General features: G+C 64.5%; 22 protein-coding genes. 8 read left to right on the top strand and 14 right to left on the bottom strand.

The window, feature by feature from the left end:
- Window positions 1–34: 34 nt before the first annotated feature.
- The 7 genes from ABDJ38_RS15970 to ABDJ38_RS15940 form a co-directional block, all read right to left on the bottom strand.
- A complete protein-coding gene (locus ABDJ38_RS15970) occupies window positions 35–877 on the bottom strand; it encodes an SDR family NAD(P)-dependent oxidoreductase (RefSeq protein WP_346786133.1) in 843 nt (280 codons plus the stop codon).
- A gap of 139 nt (window positions 878–1,016) precedes the next feature.
- Window positions 1,017–1,571: a 2,4'-dihydroxyacetophenone dioxygenase family protein gene (locus tag ABDJ38_RS15965; protein ID WP_346786132.1), complete on the bottom strand. Its 555-nt coding sequence runs from the start codon at window positions 1,569–1,571 to the stop codon at window positions 1,017–1,019.
- Window positions 1,572–1,583: 12 nt separating this feature from the next.
- On the bottom strand, window positions 1,584–2,123 hold the full coding sequence (locus ABDJ38_RS15960) for a 2,4'-dihydroxyacetophenone dioxygenase family protein (RefSeq protein WP_346786131.1): 540 nt from the start codon (window positions 2,121–2,123) through the stop codon (window positions 1,584–1,586).
- A gap of 13 nt (window positions 2,124–2,136) precedes the next feature.
- A complete protein-coding gene (locus ABDJ38_RS15955; RefSeq protein WP_137680965.1) occupies window positions 2,137–2,670 on the bottom strand; it encodes a 2,4'-dihydroxyacetophenone dioxygenase family protein in 534 nt (177 codons plus the stop codon).
- 109 nt (window positions 2,671–2,779) lie between these two features.
- Window positions 2,780–3,721: a helix-turn-helix domain-containing protein gene (locus tag ABDJ38_RS15950; RefSeq protein ID WP_346786130.1), complete on the bottom strand. Its 942-nt coding sequence runs from the start codon at window positions 3,719–3,721 to the stop codon at window positions 2,780–2,782.
- 6 nt (window positions 3,722–3,727) lie between these two features.
- The gene (locus tag ABDJ38_RS15945) at window positions 3,728–5,020 is read right to left on the bottom strand and encodes an MFS transporter (RefSeq protein ID WP_346786129.1); all 1,293 of its coding nucleotides are present in this window, start codon (window positions 5,018–5,020) and stop codon (window positions 3,728–3,730) included.
- Between the two features lie 18 nt (window positions 5,021–5,038).
- The gene (locus ABDJ38_RS15940; protein ID WP_346786128.1) at window positions 5,039–5,581 is read right to left on the bottom strand and encodes a VOC family protein; all 543 of its coding nucleotides are present in this window, start codon (window positions 5,579–5,581) and stop codon (window positions 5,039–5,041) included.
- Between the two features lie 136 nt (window positions 5,582–5,717).
- Between ABDJ38_RS15940 and ABDJ38_RS15935 the strand changes: the two genes are divergently transcribed.
- Genes ABDJ38_RS15935 through arsC form a run of 3 tightly spaced genes read left to right on the top strand, consistent with a single transcriptional unit; the run spans window position 5,718 to window position 7,386 of the window.
- On the top strand, window positions 5,718–6,476 hold the full coding sequence (locus ABDJ38_RS15935) for a class II aldolase/adducin family protein (protein WP_346786127.1): 759 nt from the start codon (window positions 5,718–5,720) through the stop codon (window positions 6,474–6,476).
- A gap of 14 nt (window positions 6,477–6,490) precedes the next feature.
- Window positions 6,491–7,045 carry a (2Fe-2S)-binding protein gene (locus tag ABDJ38_RS15930; protein WP_346786126.1) on the top strand — a complete coding sequence of 185 codons (555 nt, stop codon included), beginning with the start codon at window positions 6,491–6,493 and terminating at the stop codon, window positions 7,043–7,045.
- Window positions 7,042–7,386 carry an arsenate reductase (glutaredoxin) gene (arsC, locus tag ABDJ38_RS15925; RefSeq protein ID WP_346786125.1) on the top strand — a complete coding sequence of 115 codons (345 nt, stop codon included), beginning with the start codon at window positions 7,042–7,044 and terminating at the stop codon, window positions 7,384–7,386. The genes ABDJ38_RS15930 and arsC overlap by 4 nt, the downstream gene beginning before the upstream one ends.
- Here arsC and ABDJ38_RS15920 read toward each other — a convergent pair.
- Window positions 7,383–8,210 carry a hypothetical protein gene (locus tag ABDJ38_RS15920; protein ID WP_346786124.1) on the bottom strand — a complete coding sequence of 276 codons (828 nt, stop codon included), beginning with the start codon at window positions 8,208–8,210 and terminating at the stop codon, window positions 7,383–7,385. The two genes, arsC and ABDJ38_RS15920, sit on opposite strands and share 4 nt — an antisense overlap.
- 79 nt (window positions 8,211–8,289) lie before the next feature.
- On the opposite strand from ABDJ38_RS15920, the gene lipB reads away from it, so the two are divergent.
- Window positions 8,290–8,940 carry a lipoyl(octanoyl) transferase LipB gene (gene lipB / locus ABDJ38_RS15915; protein WP_346786123.1) on the top strand — a complete coding sequence of 217 codons (651 nt, stop codon included), beginning with the start codon at window positions 8,290–8,292 and terminating at the stop codon, window positions 8,938–8,940.
- 2 nt (window positions 8,941–8,942) lie between these two features.
- A complete protein-coding gene (locus tag ABDJ38_RS15910; protein WP_346786122.1) occupies window positions 8,943–9,278 on the top strand; it encodes a hypothetical protein in 336 nt (111 codons plus the stop codon).
- Here the strand turns inward: ABDJ38_RS15910 and ABDJ38_RS15905 are convergent.
- Genes ABDJ38_RS15905 through ABDJ38_RS15890 form a run of 4 tightly spaced genes read right to left on the bottom strand, consistent with a single transcriptional unit; the run spans window position 9,275 to window position 13,416 of the window.
- Window positions 9,275–10,162, bottom strand: a complete 888-nt coding sequence (locus tag ABDJ38_RS15905) for an HpcH/HpaI aldolase/citrate lyase family protein (protein ID WP_346786121.1) — start codon at window positions 10,160–10,162, stop codon at window positions 9,275–9,277. The genes ABDJ38_RS15910 and ABDJ38_RS15905 overlap by 4 nt on opposite strands.
- 14 nt (window positions 10,163–10,176) lie before the next feature.
- Window positions 10,177–11,496, bottom strand: a complete 1,320-nt coding sequence (locus tag ABDJ38_RS15900; RefSeq protein ID WP_346786120.1) for a DUF2254 domain-containing protein — start codon at window positions 11,494–11,496, stop codon at window positions 10,177–10,179.
- A 9-nt stretch (window positions 11,497–11,505) separates the two neighbouring features.
- Window positions 11,506–12,501 carry a quinolinate synthase NadA gene (nadA, locus tag ABDJ38_RS15895; RefSeq protein ID WP_346786119.1) on the bottom strand — a complete coding sequence of 332 codons (996 nt, stop codon included), beginning with the start codon at window positions 12,499–12,501 and terminating at the stop codon, window positions 11,506–11,508.
- Between the two features lie 36 nt (window positions 12,502–12,537).
- On the bottom strand, window positions 12,538–13,416 hold the full coding sequence (locus ABDJ38_RS15890) for an MBL fold metallo-hydrolase (RefSeq protein ID WP_346786118.1): 879 nt from the start codon (window positions 13,414–13,416) through the stop codon (window positions 12,538–12,540).
- Window positions 13,417–13,532: 116 nt separating this feature from the next.
- Between ABDJ38_RS15890 and glpK the strand changes: the two genes are divergently transcribed.
- Complete coding sequence (glpK, locus tag ABDJ38_RS15885; protein WP_346786117.1) at window positions 13,533–15,008, top strand: glycerol kinase GlpK; 1,476 nt, start codon at window positions 13,533–13,535, stop codon at window positions 15,006–15,008.
- Between the two features lie 3 nt (window positions 15,009–15,011).
- On the opposite strand, the gene ABDJ38_RS15880 is transcribed toward glpK, so the two are convergent.
- Both ABDJ38_RS15880 and ABDJ38_RS15875 read right to left on the bottom strand, forming a co-directional pair.
- Window positions 15,012–15,491 carry a DUF1465 family protein gene (locus tag ABDJ38_RS15880; protein WP_346786116.1) on the bottom strand — a complete coding sequence of 160 codons (480 nt, stop codon included), beginning with the start codon at window positions 15,489–15,491 and terminating at the stop codon, window positions 15,012–15,014.
- Between the two features lie 120 nt (window positions 15,492–15,611).
- The gene (locus ABDJ38_RS15875) at window positions 15,612–15,809 is read right to left on the bottom strand and encodes a YdcH family protein (protein ID WP_119594809.1); all 198 of its coding nucleotides are present in this window, start codon (window positions 15,807–15,809) and stop codon (window positions 15,612–15,614) included.
- A gap of 235 nt (window positions 15,810–16,044) precedes the next feature.
- Here ABDJ38_RS15875 and ABDJ38_RS15870 point away from each other — a divergent pair, with 235 nt between their 5' ends.
- A complete protein-coding gene (locus tag ABDJ38_RS15870) occupies window positions 16,045–16,200 on the top strand; it encodes a DUF465 domain-containing protein (RefSeq protein WP_346786115.1) in 156 nt (51 codons plus the stop codon).
- Between the two features lie 103 nt (window positions 16,201–16,303).
- A complete protein-coding gene (gene ptsP / locus ABDJ38_RS15865) occupies window positions 16,304–18,580 on the top strand; it encodes a phosphoenolpyruvate--protein phosphotransferase (RefSeq protein ID WP_346786114.1) in 2,277 nt (758 codons plus the stop codon).
- Window positions 18,581–18,597: the final 17 nt, after the last annotated feature.

Below are 18,597 nucleotides of genomic sequence, written 5' to 3'. Positions count from 1 at the left end.
GACGACTTCCGGAAGGGTATCTATGCCTGCCCGATCAGCCGTTCAACGGCTTTACCGGCCCAAGCTGCATTCCGCCGTCGATCATCACATGGGCACCGGTCATATAGCTGCCCGCATCGGAGGCGAGCAGCAGCGCGAGCGGCTTGATCTGGTAGGTTTCGGCCATCCGCCCCACCGGCACCAGTTCGTCCCACGCCTTCTTGGCGGCCGGGTTCTTCTTCACCCACCCATCGCCGATGTTGGTGACGAAGGGGCCGGGCGCGATGGCGTTGACGCGGATGCCATGGGCGGCAAGCTCATAAGCGGCATGACGCATGAAGTGCTTCACGCCCGCCTTGGCCGCCATATAGGGCACGCCGACGATGGCCTCGTTGACCTCCGCCGCGTTCGAAGAGGTAATGACGATGGACCCGCCGCGCCTGTGCGTGTTCGCCTTCATCACCCGCGCCGCCTCGCGCACGGTGCGGAACACGCCGGACAGGTTGATGTCGATCGACTTGTCCCAGCGGTCGGGATCGTAGACGTCGATCTGGCCCTGCGGGTTACGGTTGCCTTCGGGGGTCCAGAACCCGTTGCCCACGTCGAGACCGGCGTTGGCAAAAGCAATGTCGCAGCCATCATAGGCCGCCACGTGGTTGTCGAAAGCCTTGGCAACCTGAGCGAGATCGGTCACGTCGCAGACGTCCCAGCGCGCCTCGTAGCCTTCGTCGCACAACCGCTGCGCCTCGCGCGCGGCGCCTTCGGCGTCGATGTCGGTAAGCGTTACCTTCGCACCCGCTTCGGCGATGGCTTCGGCATAGGCAAGGCCGATGCCCGAGGCAGCACCGGTGACAAGGCCCGAGCGGCCGGTGAGATCGAACTGATCGAGCGTTTTCAAGCGGTCATCCTTCCAGAGCCGGAACTAAGCCGAGTTGCCGATGGAAGGGTCGCGGCCTCATCCGGCGCCGCTAAGTGCGTCGCACGGATGGGGCCGCGATGGGCGTCGACAAAGGCCTCTCCCCCCTTCATCGCGCCAATTACAAATAGAGCTGCCGGTTGATCTCCAGACCATGCTCTTTGCAGTAGCTTTCGTAGTGGCTTATAAACCACCATACATCGAGAGTCTCGACGAAATTTCCATTCTCGTCGTAGAATTCGTTGGCCCCCTGCATCCAGAAGAAGGCCTTCATGCCATTCGGGTCGTCGGTGACGAGCGTGTGCGCATGGCCGGGGAATTCGGTAATGAACTCGCCGGGGCCGCAGACCCAGTCGTATTCGAGATAGCGGAACGAGCCTTCGAGCCCGATGGCCCAGACCATTCCGCGATGCTTGTGCGTGCCAATCACACCGGGCGACTTGATCCACAGCACGTTGGCGTAGACGTTGTTGCGCACGTCGAAGGCGAGGTGGCGGATCGCGGCATTGTCGCCGAAGGGAACCCAGGGGCTCTCTTCCTCCGACAGGCCGACATAGGTGCCCGATACGCAATACTGATCGAGCATGGCGCTGTGGACTTCAGGCACGTTCACGATCTTGTAGGCACCTGAAGGCGGGGCCTTGATCCCGCCCAGCTTGCTAGTCTGGCTGGCCATCGCCGCCTCCTTCTAGAGATAGAGCTTCTGGTTGATCGGGATGTTGTTTTCGCGGCAGTAGTTTTCGTAGTGCTCGATGAACCACCACACGTCGACCGTGTCCATGTAAATGCCCTGAGCATCATAGAACTCGATCGGCCCGTTCATCTGCCCGAACAACTTGCAGCCTTCAGGATGTTCGGTCACCAGCGTATGCGCTTCTCCCGGAGTTTCCAGGATCAGGCCACCGGGCGTGCCCACCCAGTCATATTCGAGGTAACGCACCGAGCCGGTCAGCGTGACCATTGTGACCGTGCCGCGGTGCAAATGGGTGCCGATGGTGCCGGGGCCCTTCATCCACAGGATGTTGGAATATGTGTTGGTACGCACATCGAAGCTAAGATGCTTGATCGCGGCGCTTTCGCCGAAGGGAACCCACGGGCTGTCAACGTCCGTTTCGGCGTCGATGTAGCGTCCGCCGGGGCTGAGGCGGGCGACGGTGTCGCGATATGCCCAAGGAACATCGACAATTTCTTTGGTATCGGAAGGCGGGGCAGTCAGTTTGGTCGCCATCAGGTCTCTCCTGTTATCTGATTAAGGTGTCGACATAGTCGGCGCCGATACCGACGCTCTCGTAGTGCTCGCGGGCGGCCGTCATATAATCGAACACATCATAGTGGCCGACCGAGTTGCCTTCCTCGTCGAGCCACATCAGCGGACCGGAGACGACGAAGAACACCTTCATCGGATCGGGATGCTCGTAGGAAACGAGGGTATGCGATTCGCCGGGTGTCTCGAAGATGAAGTCGCCCGCCGTGGCGGTCCAGTCGTGCTCGAGATAGGCCCACTTGCCGCTGATCGTGTAAGCCCAGATCGGCTTGGGGTGATAGTGGCGGTTCACGATGCAGGCCTTTTCGGCCATCAGCACGTCGGCCCACATGTTGAGGCTGGGGCTGATCCACACCGGCTTGGAATAGACGCCCTCGACGATGGGCACCCAGTATTCCTTCGGGCCTTCGGCGATCTTCGCCATGTATGCTTCAGGCTTGGCGCCCGGGCGCAGGGCATGCGGCACGGGCGGCGTTCCGGCCCAGGGTTCTGTCGTCGGGGCTTCAGGCAATGTGCTCTCCTCTCGCCAAGGAACCGCCCTCTTTGAGGTGCGGACTGCCAAGGAGAATACACCGCGCGAGAAGGCGATGCTAGGACAGAGGCGAACCTTGCCCGGTATCCTAGCGCAGCGAGCGGAATTCTCGCGGCGTCATGCCGTTGCGGCGACGGAAGCAGCGGGCGAAATAGGCGCTGTCGTTGAAGCCGTGGTCGAAGGCGATCTGGGTGATCGTGGCCTCGGGATAGGCGAGCAGTTTCTCGCCCGCGCGGGTGAGGCGCCGCTCCTGAATGTAGGCGCTGGGGGTTGTGCCCATGCTGGCGAACACCTTCTGCACCGCGCGCACCGAGATGTCGCAGGCCTCGGCGATGTGGATGACCGAGAACTCCGGGTCTTGCAGCCGCGCCTCGACGATGGCGCGCACACGGCTTGCCATTGGGCTTGCCATTCCGGGCTCGGCGCGCTTCGCCTGTTCGAAATCGGCCCCGTGGAGCGCCATGGCCAGCATCCCGGCGAACAGTCGGGCGACTTCTTCTTCCCACCCGAGGTGGTGCTCCTCGCGATAGCCCTGCTGCCACAGCGAGAGCAGGAAATCGTGGAATATCCGCAGGGAGGGCGAAGTGCCGGGCAGGCACTGCACCAGCCGATGATCAAGCGCGCCGAAGCCGGGTTCGATCAGCGCGCGCGGGAATTCGACCACCAGCGTTTCGTGATGGCTGAGGGCGATCTCGTATGGCTCGGCGGTGCTGCACAGCACGGCATCGCCCGGTTCGAGCCGCGCGGTCTGCGTGCCTTGCGAATAGGTGCCATGGCCCCGGCTTTGCAAATGGAGGATGAGGTTATTCTCGCTGCCCGGCAGCGACTCGCGCAGCACGCGGCAGGGGTTTGTGCGCGGGCGTAGCATGGCGAGCGGGCCGATGTTCCAGCTCCACATCCGCCCGGTAAACTCGCCATAGGCGGCCTCGACCCGGCTCCCGGCATAGCGAAGTGCGGCCATGTCGTTCCAGTAACGTGCCCGCTCCGACGGGGCGACGTCGCGGGTGGTGAATTGCTGGACCGCGCTCATGCTGCGTCAGACGGGCTGGAAGGTGAGGCCTTTGCGCCTCAGCGCGGCTGGGGCGGTTTCTTGCAATCCCATCGCGATCACGCCCGAGACCAGCGACAGGCCGATCAGCAACCACAGGAAGCTGTTCATCCCGAAATTGTCGTTGAGCGCGCCGCCGATAATCGGCCCGAACACGCCGCCCAGCACCTCGCAGCTGCCCATCGCGAGCCCGAGAACGGTGGCGTGGTGGACCGGGCGGAAGGTTTCGGAGGGGATCGTCGCCATGAAAATCGGGAATACGCCGTTCACCGCCCAGCCGACAAAGAAGATTACGGCGAGGCCGAAGGCGCCGCCCTCCCAATACATCGCGCCCAACGGCCCCAGCACCGCCAGCAGCGGCAGCGCGACCATCACCGGCTTGCGCCCGATCACATCCGAAATGCCTGCCACGGTGAACGAGTAGATCGCCGCCGCAATCCCCAGCGAGCCCATGATCCAGCTCATCGTGCTTGGATCATAGCCTTTCACCTCGGTGAGGTAGAGCGGCATGAAGGCCCAGGTGGTGACGAAGTGGCCAACCATCAGCACGCCCACGACTACGCTGATCCCCATGTTGCGTACCTTCATCGCGCTCACGACATCGGCGAAATAGTTGCCCTTCGGCGCGGCCTCTTCGGTGACCGGAGCCCTGGCCGGTTCGCGCAGCGCGAACCAGATCAGCGCGGCGCTGAGGAGGCCGGGCAGGGCGGCAAGGTAAAAGGCCTCGCGCCAGCTGTATTGCGTGGCAAACCAGACGAGCACCACCGGGGCCAGAAAGCTGCCGAGCAGGTTCGAGCCAAGGTTCTGCGCCACGCCTTGCGCCAGGCCGCGCCGTTTGGGGTCGACCTCGCTCGCCACCATCGCATGGCTGATCGGCATCACGCCGCCCTCGGCCGCGCCCATCAGCAGGCGGGCGGCGAACAGGAACAGGAAGCTGGTCGCAATCCCTGAGAGGAACGAGCACAGCGAGAAAGCCACAGTCGCGATCACCAGCAGGATCTTGCGCTTGCCGAGGCTGTCGGACAGCCGCCCCACGAAGAAGGCTGCAATCGCCCAGCTGAACGACAGCCCCGAGGCGAGCAGGCCGATCTGCGTCTGCGACAGGCCCAGCTCGGGCTCGACGAAGGGCATCAGCGCGTTGAGCGCCTGCCGGTCAAAGAATACGATCCCGAAGTTCAGCGCCAGCAGGAACACCAGCAAGGTCTGATAAGCAGGCGAGTTGGTCAGCCAGTTGCCCTGAAGCTGTCCGGGGCGTGGCGTGTCGGTGTGCGGTGCGGACATGCGTTTGCGTTCCTATGCTCAGGCGAAGGGGCGGGCGGGGTCCGAGCCGTCCCAGTCGCGGCTCGCCTCCCAGAAGCGGGTGAAGGTGGCGTCCATCGCCGGGTTGACCGGCAGCAGCTCGATAAAGCCCGTGGCCGCGCCATCGCCGTTGTCGAGATAGACCACCTCGCCTCCGGTGGGCACCGAGGCGCGATAGGCCTCGTGATAGCCGCGCGCCTGATAGTCCGCGCTCGCCGCGTCGACATCTTCGACCGCAATCCCGAAGTGATGGAACCCGTGGCCGCGTAGCTGGATGGTTTCGCGATAGACGCTGGGATTGGTGTCGAGCGGCTGGATCAGCTCGATCATCATGTGCCCGGCAAAGCCCATCGCGAGCGTGACATCGGCGCGGCTTTCCAGCCCGCGATAGGTCTGCCCCGGCGCGAGCAGATGCGGCAGCACGAAGAACGGCCCGGCGTGCATGTCCGCCGTCCAGTGCGCGATGGCCGCCATCAGGTCGGGCACAATAAAGGCCGTTTGGGCAATCGTGCCCATTGGCTGGCCGAAGCCGAGCTGCTGCATCGCTTGTCTCTCCCGGGTCGGCTCTGCGGCCAACCTTTCCCGAAAGGCTTGCGCAGGGCGCAGAGAAAGTCAATGAAGCTTCCACGAGTCAATACACTTGCACGAGTCAAATAGACCCAGAATGAGAGAGGCGATCATGGCAACGCAATTGAAACCCCGTGTCCAATGCAGCGAGGCCGAATGGAAGGCCCGGCAGGAACTGGCCGCATGCTACCGTATCTTCGCGCACCTTGGCTGGTATGAGAGCATTTACAACCACATCACCGTGCGCGTGCCGGGCGAAGACAACGCTTTCCTGATCAACCCTTACGGCCTGTTGTGGGAAGAGGTGACGGCCTCCAGCCTCATCAAGATCGATGGCGAGGGTAACAAGGTCGGCGACAATCCCTATCCGGTTAACCTGGCCGGTTTTACGCAGCATTCGGTGTTCCACAAGAACCTCGATCATGCGCACGCCATCGTCCACACCCACACGCCCGACACCATGGCGGTGTGCAGCAGCAAGGGTGGCCTGCGGCAGAGCAACTTCTATTCGTGCTTCTTTGCCGGTGAAGTCGGCTATCACGACTTCGAAGGCATTACGGTGCGTGCGGAAGAAGGCGAGCGCCTGATCAGGGACGTTGGCAAGAACAAGGTGCTGCTGTTGCGCAACCATGGCCCGGTGGTGATGGGCAACACGATCTACGAGATGTTCCTGCTTTATTACATGCTCCAGCGCGCCTGCGAGATTCAGGTGAAGACGGCGGCGATGGGCGATCCGCTCGAAGTGTCGGACGATGTGATCGGCGTGCATCAGCGCGACCGCGACAACCAGCTCACCGACGAATTCGGCAAGCTCGACTTCGAAGCGTGGACCCGCAAGATCGACAGGATCGACTCCAGCTGGCGCGACTGACATAGGCTGACGTCATGACTGCCATGACCGTCAACGACCGGCCGGTGAACTTCGACCTCGATCCGGCCACCCCCTTGCTGTGGGCGCTGCGCGAGGCGGCCAATCTGACGGGCACGAAATATGGCTGCGGTGAGGGCGATTGCGGGGCCTGCATGGTGCTGGTCGATGGCGAGGCGCTGCGGTCTTGCCTGATCACGCTGGCCGAGGTGGAAGGGCGCTTCATCACCACCATCGAGGGGCTGGTGCGTGATCGCTCGCATCCGGTGCAACAGGCGATGGTGGCCGAGCAGGCGATTCAGTGCGGGTTCTGCACGCCGGGGATCGTGATGGCGGCGGCGGCGCTGATCAGGCGCAACGCCGATCCCAGCGAAGACGAGATCCGGCAGGCGATCCCGAACCTGTGCCGCTGCGGGGTCTATCCGCGGCTGGTGGCAGCGGTGCAGCGCGCGGGCCGCGTTGCGCGCCGGGCCGAGCGGATCAGCGCTGCGCCCGCACCGGGAATTGACCCCGCCGATGCCGCGCGCGCGGTTCCGGCGCTGGATATGGACGAAGAAGGACCAACAGAATGAAAGCGACGATCTGGCACAACCCCAAGTGCGGCACCTCGCGTAATACGCTCGCCATTTTGGAAGAGCGTGACGGGGTCGAAGTCGAGGTGATCGAATATCTGAAGACCCCGCCGAGCCGTGAGAAGCTGGCGCAGCTGTTTGCCGATGCGGGGATGACGCCTGCCGAAGGCCTGCGTCTGCGCGGCACCGATGCCGAAGAACGCGGCCTGCCCGAGGCCGATGCCGACACCGTGCTCGATGCCATGGTGGCCGAGCCGATCCTCATCAACCGCCCGCTGGTCGAGACCGAGAAGGGCGTGCGCCTCTGCCGCCCCAAGGAGCTGGTGGACGAAATCCTTTAGTCGAAGGTGCCGCTGGCGGAGGCACTGCCACCCGATAGCTGGCGGTGGGTGGCAGCCAGCACCGCCACCACCACCACAGTTGCGGCCATGCCCAGCAATCCGCCGACAACGCCCTGCACGATCTTGCCCGCTTCGCCTCCAATCGCGGCGATCAGTCCGGCCATAACCAGCCCGGCGACCATCGAGATTACGACATAGACGATAAAAATCAGGATGAAGAACAGCAGGATACGGAACGAATTGCCCTTCGTGAGGATCCAGCTGCGTTTTAACACCGTGATCGGATTGACCACCTTCTCGATCGCGATGACCGGTGCGGCGAGCGAAAATTTGATCATGGCGTAGACCGTAAAAACCATGGCAAACAGCACGCCAAGGGCGATCAGTGCCTCGATCCCGCTCGCCGACAGGAGGGCAACAAGCGCTACGAACAGCACCGAAATGCCGAGGGTGACGATCAGATAGGCCGCAATGGCAGGCAACAGCCCTTTCGCGCCCATCGCAATCGCCTCGCCCACCGTGGGCCGCCCCCGGTCGCGCAGCAACGACAGCAAGCTGATGTAGCCGACCATCTGGGCAAGGGTGGCGAGGGCGAAGATCCACCAGCTTTCGCCATAGGCGGCCATGACCTGCTCGCTCAACCGCTCCACCTCTTCGGGCGTGGCCATGGGAGAGGCCATGAGGGCATTGAGATCGGGGCCGACCAGCGCGATCAGCAGCGAAGGCAGGAAGAAGAAGATCCCGGCCACAATCGCCAGCACCTCGCGATTGGCGGCAATCATCGCCACGGCCTCGTTCCAGGCGGCTCCCATGTCGAATTTCATCGCTCGGTCCTCATATTTGCGGCCTCAAGTGTTGCCGGGGCTTGATAAGCGCATCTCCAAGCGCCACGCAAACCCGATTATGAGCTTTCAGCCGATTGAATGGCGCCAGTCCTATGCGCCGATACCCTACCGCGCGGCGTTGGCCGAGCAGGAAGCCCGCAACCGCGCGATTGCGGCGGGCGAGGCTGGCGAGCTGATCTGGCTGCTCGAGCACGAGCCGGTTTACACCGCCGGGACCAGCGCCGACCTTGCCGACCTCGTCGATCCGCGCTTCGACGTGGTCGAGACCGGGCGCGGCGGGCGCTACACCTACCACGGGCCGGGGCAACGGGTGGCTTATGTGCTGCTCGACCTCGCCAGGCGTGGGCGCGACGTGCGCCGGTTCGTCCACGGAATCGAGAACTGGGTGATCGCCACGCTGGGCGATTTCGGGGTCGAGGCCTTTGCCGTGCCTGAGCGCATCGGCATCTGGACGCATGACATCGACGGGCGCGAGGCCAAGATCGGCGCCATCGGTGTGCGCGTGCGGCGCTGGGTAACGATGCATGGGCTGGCGGTGAACCTCGCGCCTGACTTGTCGCACTTCGGCGGGATCGTGCCCTGTGGCATTGCCGACTATGGCGTCACCAGCATGGAAAGGCTGGGAAAGCCGCTTGCGCCCGAGCTATGGGATGAGGCATTGCGGGCGCGCAGCGAGGAGTTCCTTGCTGCGCTCGCCGCTGCGGAGTGACCATGCGCCAACCGATCTTCAATGCCGCTCTGCTGGTAGCCGCCTGCGCAATGCTGACGGCCTGCGACCTGTTCTCGGACGAGCCGGACGAAAGCGCCATCGACGAAAGCAATGTCAGCGGCGAGGTGCTCGAAGGCACGATCTCCGACGATATGCTGCCACTCGACGAGCTGCGTTCGGCGGCGCCGCCGGCAGACATAGCGCCCAGCGGCACTGCGAGCGCTGCGCCGCCTGCTGATGCGGCGACCGAAGAGGTGGCAGAGCAACCCGAGGAGGGCGCGTCTGAAGACCCCGAAGAACCGCCCGCAGCGGCTGAGGCAGACGAAGCGGCGAACTAGCTGCGGCTGATCAGCAATCGCGCCTGAGCGAGGTGCGGTTTTTCGATCATTTCGCCGTCGAGTTGCAGGGCTCCGGCATCGGGCCGTTCCTCAAACGCCTGCACGATCGCGCGGGCGCGAGCGAGTTGCTCTTCGCTCGGGGTGAAGGCCTCATTGATCACCGGCACTTGCGCCGGGTGAATCGCCAGCATTCCCGAAAAACCGTCTGCGCAAGCCTCGCCCGCGATCCGGGCCAGCGCGTCCAGATCGCGGAAATCGGCATGGACAGTCTCGATGGCGGCGACCTCCTTGGCCCCGGCGGCCAGCAGCACCTGCGTGCGGACATGGCGGAACAGGTCGGTCCAGCGGCCATGTTCGTTGCGCTTGCGCTGCGCGCCGACCGAGCGGGCAAGGTCTTCCGAGCCCCAGCCGAAAGCGCCGAGGCGGTTCAGGATAAAGCCCGGATCGGCGAAAGCGGGAATCGCCAACGCTGCCGCCGCGCTTTCGCCGAGCATGGGCATGATCGCGGTCTCGCCGCTCGGCAAGCCGGCGCTTTGCTCAAGCTCGTAAAGCTCTGCGGCAAGGGCGCGTAGTTGCTCGGGCAACGTGACCTTGGGCGCGACGATTCCGTGCGGAGCAGCGGGCATGATCGCGGCCAGATCGCCCCGCCAGTGGGGTGTGTCGAGCGCGTTGATCCGCACCCAGCGGCGCATGTGCGGGCCAGCCGTGACCTCTGCGCCATGAATGCCTAGCCATTCGCGGGTCTGCTCGCGCGCCTTGGGCTTGGCAGGATCGGCCACCGCATCCTCAAGGTCGATCACCACCACATCGGCGCCCGCTCCGGCGGCCTTGGCCAGCTTCCTTTCGCTATCGCCGGGAACGAACAGCCAGGATCGGGTCGGCATTGTGAGGCTCCTCGTTAGTCGTTGAAAGACCGGGCGAAAGCGGTGTAGCGTATCTCGACTTCGGCCAGATCGGGGCCGCGAAGGCACTCGCGCGCCTGATCGTGCAGCCGTGATCCCTGCCGCGCGAGCAATGCGCGCCGAGCGGGCGAATCGATCGCATCGGCAGCATGGCGCAAGGTATCGAACATGACCTCGGTGGCAATCGGGCTGGTGGCGACAGCGCTGCTGATCGCCCCGAAGCCGCGCTTCACATAGTGGCCGAAGTCATCGGGCAACGGGTAGACGGCACAATCCGAGCCCTCGTCGTCGTCGTGCAAAATCTTGTCGAGATTGCGCGCACCCAGCTCGGCAGTCGCCGCGCCGAGCCAGTGAACCGCTGTGATCGCGGTGAACGGGTCGTTGATGCCCGGCGACAGCGCCCTCAGGCCGATCTCGACCAGCTCGTCGATCAGGAACTGCGGGTCTTGCTCGGGGCTGCGGGCAAAGCCGAAGGTGAAGGCGGCGTGCAGCTTTTCCGCCAGATCATCGCTGGCCTCGGCACCGCATATCTCGCCCAGCGCCATGCCCGGATGGACAAAGTCGCCCGTGCGCACGGACAGCACGAAGCTGCCTTTGGCTTCGTGCATCACACCGAGCATTTCCTCGAAGTCGATCAGCTGGATATAGCCGGTGCGCTGGGCCAGCAGCGGCTCGCCCGAGGGGCGCTTGCGTGATTGCTCGGCACTGGCATCTTCGGGAAAGTCGTCACGCACTATCTTGAGCAGGCGGCGGCCGATATCGTGCAGCACCTTGTTGATGCGAATGGCCGAAGGCACGTGGTTGAGGAAATAGACCAGCACGCCCACCGAAAGCGCCATCAGCGCATAGGCCACCAGCAGCGACAGCTGCGGCACGAAGCCGGGCAGGGCATCGCCCGCAGCGTTGAGCGCAGGCGTCTCGTCCTCGCCGCGCACGGTGTGCAGCACACTGAGCGCATAGACGAAGGTGCCGATGAAGGTTGCTAGGCTAAGCTGGTTGCCCTTGTCCTCCATGAAGTTGGTGAGCAGGCGCGGGCCGTATGTCCCGCTGGCATAGGCCACCGCCGCAATCGTGATCGAGAACACCGTGGAGGCGACCCCGATCATCGATCCGGCGATGACCTGCAACATGTTCGAGGCGCTTTCGGGGCGCGCCGCGACCAGCCAGCTGGCATCGGTCAGCCCGTCGACAAGGCCCGACCGGTCGACCCACACGCAGACGAAGGCGAGAAAGGCCGCGCCGATCGCGAACAGCGAGGGGAAGAACCAGTAATTGGCGGTCAGGCGGGCCCAGAACCAGCGCAGCTCGGCTTTCATAGCCGCCGGTCAGCTCGCCGCCACCGGTCCCAGATCGCCCTTGCCGACCGAGGAACTGGCCATTTCCAGCATCTTGTCGAGGCTGGCCTTGGCTTTCACGCGCAGCCCTTCCTCGATCTCGATACGCGGCTCGAGGTCACGCAGCGCGACGTAGAGTTTTTCGAGCGTGTTCAAGGCCATGTAGGGGCAGATGTTGCAGTTGCAGTTGCCGTCGGCCCCCGGCGCGCCGATGAAGGTCTTTTCGGGCAGCGCCTTTTCCATCTGGTGCATGATGTGCGGCTCGGTCGCCACGATCAGCGTGTCGCCCTCGAAATCGCGCGCGAAGTTAAGGATCGAGCTGGTCGAGCCCACGTGATCGGCGTGGTCGATGATCGCGGGTGGGCACTCGGGATGCGCGGCGACGGGCGCGCCGGGGTGCTGGGCCTTGAGCTTGAGCAGCTCGGTTTCGCTGAAGGCCTCATGGACGATGCAGACACCCGGCCACAGCAGCATTTCGCGGTCGAACTTGCGGCTGAGCCAGCCGCCAAGGTGCCGGTCGGGGCCGAAAATGATCGGCTGGTCCTTGGGGATCTGCTGCAGGATCGTCTCGGCGCTGGAGGAGGTGACGATGATGTCGCTGAGCGCCTTCACCTCGGTCGAGCAATTGATGTAGGTGAGCGCGATGTGATCGGGATGGCGCGCGCGGAAAGCGGCGAACTTTTCGGGCGGGCACGAATCTTCGAGTGAGCAACCCGCTTCCATGTCGGGCAGCACGACGATTTTCTCGGGGCTGAGGATCTTGGCGGTTTCGGCCATGAACTTCACGCCGCAAAACGCGATCACCTCGGCATCGGTCTCAGCCGCCTTGCGGCTCAGTTCGAGGCTGTCGCCCACGAAGTCGGCCAGATCCTGCAATTCGGGCTTCTGGTAATAGTGCGCGAGGATCACCGCATTGCGCTCTTTGCGCAGGCGGTTGATCTCTTCGATCAGGTCGGTCCCGGCGGGAACTTTGGCGGCGTCACTCATGCGCGAATCCTCATGTGCTTATCGGGGCGCTGTTTGTCAGGCTATGGCCCAGATGTCACCTGAACGCGTGGCGAGGCCGCGCCGTTCCAGATCGATCAGGTGGGCATGGACGCTCTGGCCAGCGGCTGGCCAGAGCTTTTCGGACACACCCTTGTACATCACCGGCACCAGCGCAGCGATCGGGCGGGCCTCTTCGGTAAGCAGCTTGACGATCTGCCGCTCGCGCTGGCGGCGATGCCCGGCCATGCCGCGCACCAGCTGCTTGGGCTTTTCGACGGCCGGGCCGTGGGCGGGGTAATAGATGCGATCCTCGCGGGCGTAGAGCTTGTCGAGGCTGGCGAGATAGTCGGCCATGTCGCCATCGGGCGGGACCACCACGCTGGTTGACCAGCCCATCACGTGATCGCCGGTGAACAGCGCGCCGCTTTCTTCCAGCGCAAAGCACAGGTGGTTGGAGGTGTGTCCCGGCGTGGCGATGGCGGTGAGTGTGAAGCCGGGGCCTGTTACCTGCTCGCCTTCGGTCAGCACCCGATCGGGTGCATAGTCCTGATCGAACGGGGCATCGACGCGCGGTTCGTCGGAATGGATGTGCAGCGCCGCGCAGCCGACGATCGGCGCGCCTATCGCCTGCGCGAGCGGGGCGGCGGCGGGCGAATGGTCACGGTGGGTGTGGGTGCACATTATCGCCACGACCGGTCTGTCGCCGATGGCGCGGGTGAGCGCGTCGAGGTGGGCTGGGTCGGCGGGGCCGGGATCGATCACCGCAAGCCCTCCTTCGGAGCCGACGAGATAGGTCTGCGTGCCGGTGTAGGTGAAGGGCGAAGGATTCGGCGCGAGCACGCGTGCGACCAGCGGTTCTAGCTGCTCGACATCCGCGGTCGGCCAGGGTTGCGGGGGCAGGGACATGCGCGCCATATGGGAAGACTCGGAGGCGAAGTCACTCCCCTCCCGCCTGCGGGAGGGGCGGGGGGTGGGCCCCTGCCGCCATACCCACCCCCTGACCCCCTCCCGCAGGCGGGAGGGGAACGTGCATGAACGACCAATTCATTCTTGTGCTCGATGAAGGCACCACCAGCACGCGGGCCATGCTGTTCGCGCTGGATGGCAAGCCAAGCGGTACGGCGCAGGCCGAATTGACCCAGTTCTATCCGCAAGACGGCTGGGTCGAACATGACGCCGCCGAGATCTGGGACAAGACGCTCGCCTGCGCGCGCGAAATGGTGGAGCGAGCGGGCGGGGCCGAACGCATCGCCGCCATCGGCATCACCAACCAGCGCGAGACGGTGGTCGCCTGGGACAAGCAGACCGGCGAGCCGCTCGCCCGCGCCATCGTGTGGCAGGACCGGCGCACGGCGGAGTTCTGTGCTCGATTGAAAGCGAGCGGGCATGAGGAGGCGGTGCGTGGCAAGACCGGCCTGCTGCTCGATCCCTATTTCTCCGCCACCAAGATGCGCTGGATGCTCGACAATGTGCCGCATGTGCAGGGCGCAGCGGAGCGCGGCACGCTGGCTTTCGGGACAGTCGAAAGCTGGCTGGTGTGGTGCCTATCAGGAGGCCAACAGCACGTCAGCGATGCCAGCAACGCCAGCCGCTCGCTGCTGCTGCCGCTCGATGGCGACACGTGGGACGAGGACCTGTGCGAGCTGTTCGGCGTTCCGCTGGCCGCGCTGCCGCAGGTGGTCGATTGCGCCGGAACCATCGCCGAAACCGCGCCCGATTTTCTGGGCGCTGTGATCCCGATTTGCGGGATGGCGGGAGACCAGCAAGCCGCGACGATAGGGCAGGGCTGCCTCGAACCCGGCGCGACCAAGGCCACCTATGGCACCGGCGCCTTCATCCTCGCCAGCACCGGAAGCACGCTCCCGCACTCGGACAACCGCCTGCTCGGCACGGTGCTCACGCAAATCAACGGCGAACGCACCTATGCGCTCGAGGGCTCGGTGTTCGTGGCGGGGAGCCTGGTCCAGTATCTGCGTGACACCCTCGGCCTGATCGCAAGCGCAGGCGAAACCGAAGAGCTGGCCCGCAGCGTGGCCGACAGCGGCGGGGTGGTGGTGGTGCCTGCGCTATCGGGCCTTGGCGCGCCACACTGGCGGCCTGACGCGCGTGGCAGCATCACCGGGCTCAGCTTTGCCAGCAGCAGGGCCCACGTAGTGCGGGCCGCATTGGAAGCCATGGCGCACCAGACGCGCGACCTAGCCGCCGCCTTCGCCGCCGATGGCGCACGCTGGCGCGGCATCCGCATCGACGGCGGTATGGCCGCGAACGACTGGATGGCGCAGGATCTGGCCGACATTCTGCAATTGCCCGTCACCCGTCCGCACTTCGTCGAAACGACCGCGCTCGGCGCGGCGATCCTCGCGGCACTGGGATGCGGCGCCTATTCCTCGCTTGCGGAGGCGACGGCAGCGATGTGCGGTGACGCGCGTGAATTCGCTCCGCAGATGGAGGCTGCCACGCGCGCTGTGCGGCTGGCGAACTGGGAACGCGCGCTGGCGAAAGTGTGAGTCTCAGCGTGCGGCGAAGGCGCGGCCGATCCGGGTGTGCAGGTTTTCAAGCGCGGGCGGCTCGGCCTCGAAGCCGCGATGGAACGCCTCGTCGAGCCGGGCGAGCCGACCGTAGAAAGAGCAGCTGCCGTCGATCACGGCATTGACATCGGCGCTGAGCGCGGCCCGCTCTTCTGCCGTGCCCACGTCCTGCGGCTCGGGCAGACGTCCGAACCGGCGCAACTGAAACGCGGTCAGTTCGTCATTGAAATAGGCGCGAAAATTGAGCAGCCAGGCCATCGCATGCATCATCCTCGTTGTGGTCCGCAAGGCCTCGCACGAAAGGGTGATGCGGGCGTCCGAGAGCTCATCGCTCTTCGCCACGCCTGGCTCGCGCTCGCCTTGCGCCGTGGCGAACACTGCGCGTGTAGCTTCGGTCAGGCAAAGCGCCTCTTCGTAGAGGGCATCGAGGATTGCGGGCGAAACAGAATTGGCAAATTGCATAACGTAGTTTGAGCTAGCCTCCCGTCGGTCTCGGCGCCAGTAAGGGGTGACGCGATTTTCCCACAGGCGACAACCTGTCCCGCTCAGGCACGGATTTTACAGGCGCATTGTTGGGTGCGATCAGGCGATGATGTCGGGCGTCAGATAGTCTGTAATGGCCGCGATCTGGTCTTTCAGCCGCAGCTTGCGCTTCTTCAGGCGCGCCACCTGCAACAGGTTGGGGCCGCCACTTTCGGTGAGCGCGGAAATGGCGATGTCGAGGTCGCGATGCTCGACCTGAAGCATGGCGAGCGCCTTGCGCATCTCTTCTTCCGTCATGCAGCAATCCTGCTCATCCTCGAAGCGTTCCTCATGTGCGATGGGCGACATATCCTTGCGTTCTAACGCTTCGCCGCAACGCGTAATTGTTCGTTTAGGACTATTGTGATTTGATGACAATTGCGTGGCTCGCCTCGCATGTACCGGCCCAGCCGAGTCGGACCATCGAGGCGGGTTTTCCGCGCGGTCCAACTCGGCCGGATTTCTCCGGCCATGGCGAAAGGAGAACAGCCCTATGCAATCTTCACATGTCAGCGCGCTTCAACAAAAGCATGAAGGCCTTGACCGTCGCCTAAAGGAAGAAATGAACCGTCCGTCGCCCGATGCGTCGCGCGTTCAGGACATCAAGAAAGCCAAGCTCAAGCTTAAGGAAGAAATCGCGCTGCATTAACAGCCCGCAAGCGGCGCGCGGCCCAGTTCCTGCGTAATTTTCATTACCGGAACGGCCGCGCGCCGATTTGCATTTTCTATTTCGTGCTATAGGCTTGCAGGACATGCCTTTGTCCGCCGCCTCTGCCGCTCGCACGATTCTTACCCGGCTGCACGAGGTGATGGCGGCGCGCACCCACGCGCAGGCCAAGCTGAACAACGTTGTGGAGGTTATCGGCGAGACGCTCGATAGCGAGGTCTGCTCGGTCTACCTGCTGCGCGAGGGCATGCTCGAACTGTTCGCCACGCGAGGGCTGAATCAGGCGGCCGTCCATGTCACCCGGCTCGGTGTGGGCGAGGGGCTGACCGGCACCATCGCCCAGAATATCGAGACGCTGAACCTCGAAGAGGCCGCCACCCACCCCGAATTCCAGTATCGCTCCGAAACCGGCGAGGAACGGTTCCACTCGTTCGCGGGCGTACCGATCGTGCGGCGCGAGCGGGCGATTGGCGTGCTTACCGTGCAGCATGTCGAACCCCGGCTCTACGAAGAGGTGGAGATCGAGGCGCTGCAGACCGTCGCCATGGTGCTGGCCGAACTGATCAATCACGCCGGCCTCGTCGATGGCGAGGAGCTGAACGGGGCGAGCAATGCCCAGACCGGGCAGGCGCAGATCAACGGGCTGATGCTGGTGAAGGGGCTCACGCGCGGCAAGGCGGTGTTCCACCAGCCGCGCGTCCATATCGAACAGACCGTGGCCGAGGATATCGAGGCCGAGCGCGACCGGGTCTATCAGGCCTTCGACCGGATGCGCGACCAGATCGAGCAGATGTCGACCCAGGCCGAGTTCGGTGTCGATGGCGAGCACGAGCAGGTGCTCGAAACCTACAAGATGTTCGCCTACGACGAGGGCTGGAGCCGCCGCATCAACGAGGCGATCGATTCCGGCCTCACCGCCGAGGCCGCGATCGAGCGCGTGCAGCAGCGCACCCGGATGCGGATGCGCCAGATTCAGGACCCGCTGCTGGCCGATCGGATGCACGATCTGGAAGACCTCTCGAACCGCTTGCTGCGGATCGTATCGGGCAAGGTCGGCACGGCGGCGACCAGCGGCCTTACTGGCGATTCCATCCTCATCGCCAAGAACCTAGGCCCGGCCGAGCTGCTCGAATATGACAAGCGCCGCCTGCGCGGGGTGGTGCTGGAGGAAGGCTCGCTCACCGCGCATGTGGTGATCGTGGCACGCGCGATGGGCATTCCCGTGGTCGGCCGCCTCAGGAACCTGCGCGGGCTGGTGCGCGAGGGTGACGAGATTCTCGTCGATGGTGACACCGGGCAGGTCACGCTGCGCCCGACGCAGGCCGTGTCCGATGCCTTCGAGGAACGTCTCACCCGCAGCCGCGAGCGGCGGGCAGGCTATGCCAAGCTGCGCGATGTGGAGCCGCGCACCAAGGACGGCGTGCGGATCGAGGTGATGATGAACGCCGGGCTGCGCGACGATGTGGCGATGCTGGGCATGACCGGGGCGGACGGGATCGGCCTCTATCGCACCGAGTTCCAGTTCCTCGTCTCCGCCGCCTTGCCTGCGCGCGAGCGGCAGGCCCGGCTTTACCGCGAGGTGCTGGACGCAGCCAAGGGCAAGAAGGTGATCTTCCGCACCGTCGATATCGGCGGCGACAAGAGCCTGCCCTATCTCGTCAACAAAACCGGCGAGGAAGACGAGAACCCGGCGATGGGCTGGCGCGCGCTGCGCCTCTCGCTCGAGCGTGACGGGCTGCTCAAGGCGCAGGCGCGCGCGCTGCTCGAAGGGGCTGCTGGGCGCGAGCTGAACGTGATGTTTCCGATGGTATCCGAACCGTGGGAATTCGACGATGCGCGCAAGGTGTTCGAGCATCAGGTGGCCTATCTGCGGATGCGCAAGCACCAGCTGCCGAGCAAGATCAACTATGGGGTCATGCTCGAGGTGCCGTCGCTGGCCGAGGTGCTCGACCTGCTGAAGGACCGGATCGCCTTCATCTCGATCGGTACCAACGACCTCACGCAGTTCCTGTTCGCCGCCGACCGTTCGAACCCGGCGCTGGCCGAACGGTATGATTGGCTGAGCCCGGCGATCCTGCGGTTCCTGGCTCGCGTGGTGAAGACTTGCGAGCCGTGGCCGGTCGATGTCGGGGTTTGCGGCGAGATGGGCGGGCGTCGGCTCGAGGCGCTGGCGCTGATAGGGATCGGCTTGCGGCGCCTTTCGATCACTCCGGCGGCGGTGGGGCCGCTCAAGGAACTGATCAGTGGTATCGACACAACGGTGTTGTCGGCCCAGATGGACGAATGGCTGGCGCATCCCCCTGCCGATCTGCGCGGCGCCATGCGCGACTGGGCCGAGACGCAGGGGATCGAGTTCGAGTAAAAAGCGGCAGAAATGCC

The organism is Aurantiacibacter flavus (genome assembly GCF_039710615.1).
Lineage (GTDB): Bacteria > Pseudomonadota > Alphaproteobacteria > Sphingomonadales > Sphingomonadaceae > Alteraurantiacibacter > Alteraurantiacibacter flavus.
This window is presented reverse-complemented; position numbering and strand designations above follow the sequence as displayed.

What these genes read in the sequence shown, in the direction of transcription:
- arsC (WP_346786125.1), top strand. Translation starts at nt 7,042, where the DNA reads ATGAAAGCGACGATCTGGCACAACCCCAAGTGCGGCACCTCGCGTAAT.
- ptsP (WP_346786114.1), top strand. Translation starts at nt 16,304, where the DNA reads ATGCCTTTGTCCGCCGCCTCTGCCGCTCGCACGATTCTTACCCGGCTG.
- ABDJ38_RS15910 (WP_346786122.1), top strand. Translation starts at nt 8,943, where the DNA reads ATGCGCCAACCGATCTTCAATGCCGCTCTGCTGGTAGCCGCCTGCGCA.
- ABDJ38_RS15935 (WP_346786127.1), top strand. Translation starts at nt 5,718, where the DNA reads ATGGCAACGCAATTGAAACCCCGTGTCCAATGCAGCGAGGCCGAATGG.
- ABDJ38_RS15965 (WP_346786132.1), bottom strand. Translation starts at nt 1,571, where the DNA reads ATGGCCAGCCAGACTAGCAAGCTGGGCGGGATCAAGGCCCCGCCTTCA.
- ABDJ38_RS15920 (WP_346786124.1), bottom strand. Translation starts at nt 8,210, where the DNA reads ATGAAATTCGACATGGGAGCCGCCTGGAACGAGGCCGTGGCGATGATT.
- ABDJ38_RS15870 (WP_346786115.1), top strand. Translation starts at nt 16,045, where the DNA reads ATGCAATCTTCACATGTCAGCGCGCTTCAACAAAAGCATGAAGGCCTT.
- ABDJ38_RS15945 (WP_346786129.1), bottom strand. Translation starts at nt 5,020, where the DNA reads ATGTCCGCACCGCACACCGACACGCCACGCCCCGGACAGCTTCAGGGC.
- ABDJ38_RS15900 (WP_346786120.1), bottom strand. Translation starts at nt 11,496, where the DNA reads ATGAAAGCCGAGCTGCGCTGGTTCTGGGCCCGCCTGACCGCCAATTAC.
- lipB (WP_346786123.1), top strand. Translation starts at nt 8,290, where the DNA reads ATGAGCTTTCAGCCGATTGAATGGCGCCAGTCCTATGCGCCGATACCC.
- nadA (WP_346786119.1), bottom strand. Translation starts at nt 12,501, where the DNA reads ATGAGTGACGCCGCCAAAGTTCCCGCCGGGACCGACCTGATCGAAGAG.
- ABDJ38_RS15950 (WP_346786130.1), bottom strand. Translation starts at nt 3,721, where the DNA reads ATGAGCGCGGTCCAGCAATTCACCACCCGCGACGTCGCCCCGTCGGAG.
- ABDJ38_RS15930 (WP_346786126.1), top strand. Translation starts at nt 6,491, where the DNA reads ATGACTGCCATGACCGTCAACGACCGGCCGGTGAACTTCGACCTCGAT.
- ABDJ38_RS15905 (WP_346786121.1), bottom strand. Translation starts at nt 10,162, where the DNA reads ATGCCGACCCGATCCTGGCTGTTCGTTCCCGGCGATAGCGAAAGGAAG.
- ABDJ38_RS15960 (WP_346786131.1), bottom strand. Translation starts at nt 2,123, where the DNA reads ATGGCGACCAAACTGACTGCCCCGCCTTCCGATACCAAAGAAATTGTC.
- glpK (WP_346786117.1), top strand. Translation starts at nt 13,533, where the DNA reads ATGAACGACCAATTCATTCTTGTGCTCGATGAAGGCACCACCAGCACG.
- ABDJ38_RS15880 (WP_346786116.1), bottom strand. Translation starts at nt 15,491, where the DNA reads ATGCAATTTGCCAATTCTGTTTCGCCCGCAATCCTCGATGCCCTCTAC.
- ABDJ38_RS15890 (WP_346786118.1), bottom strand. Translation starts at nt 13,416, where the DNA reads ATGGCGCGCATGTCCCTGCCCCCGCAACCCTGGCCGACCGCGGATGTC.
- ABDJ38_RS15875 (WP_119594809.1), bottom strand. Translation starts at nt 15,809, where the DNA reads ATGACGGAAGAAGAGATGCGCAAGGCGCTCGCCATGCTTCAGGTCGAG.
- ABDJ38_RS15940 (WP_346786128.1), bottom strand. Translation starts at nt 5,581, where the DNA reads ATGCAGCAGCTCGGCTTCGGCCAGCCAATGGGCACGATTGCCCAAACG.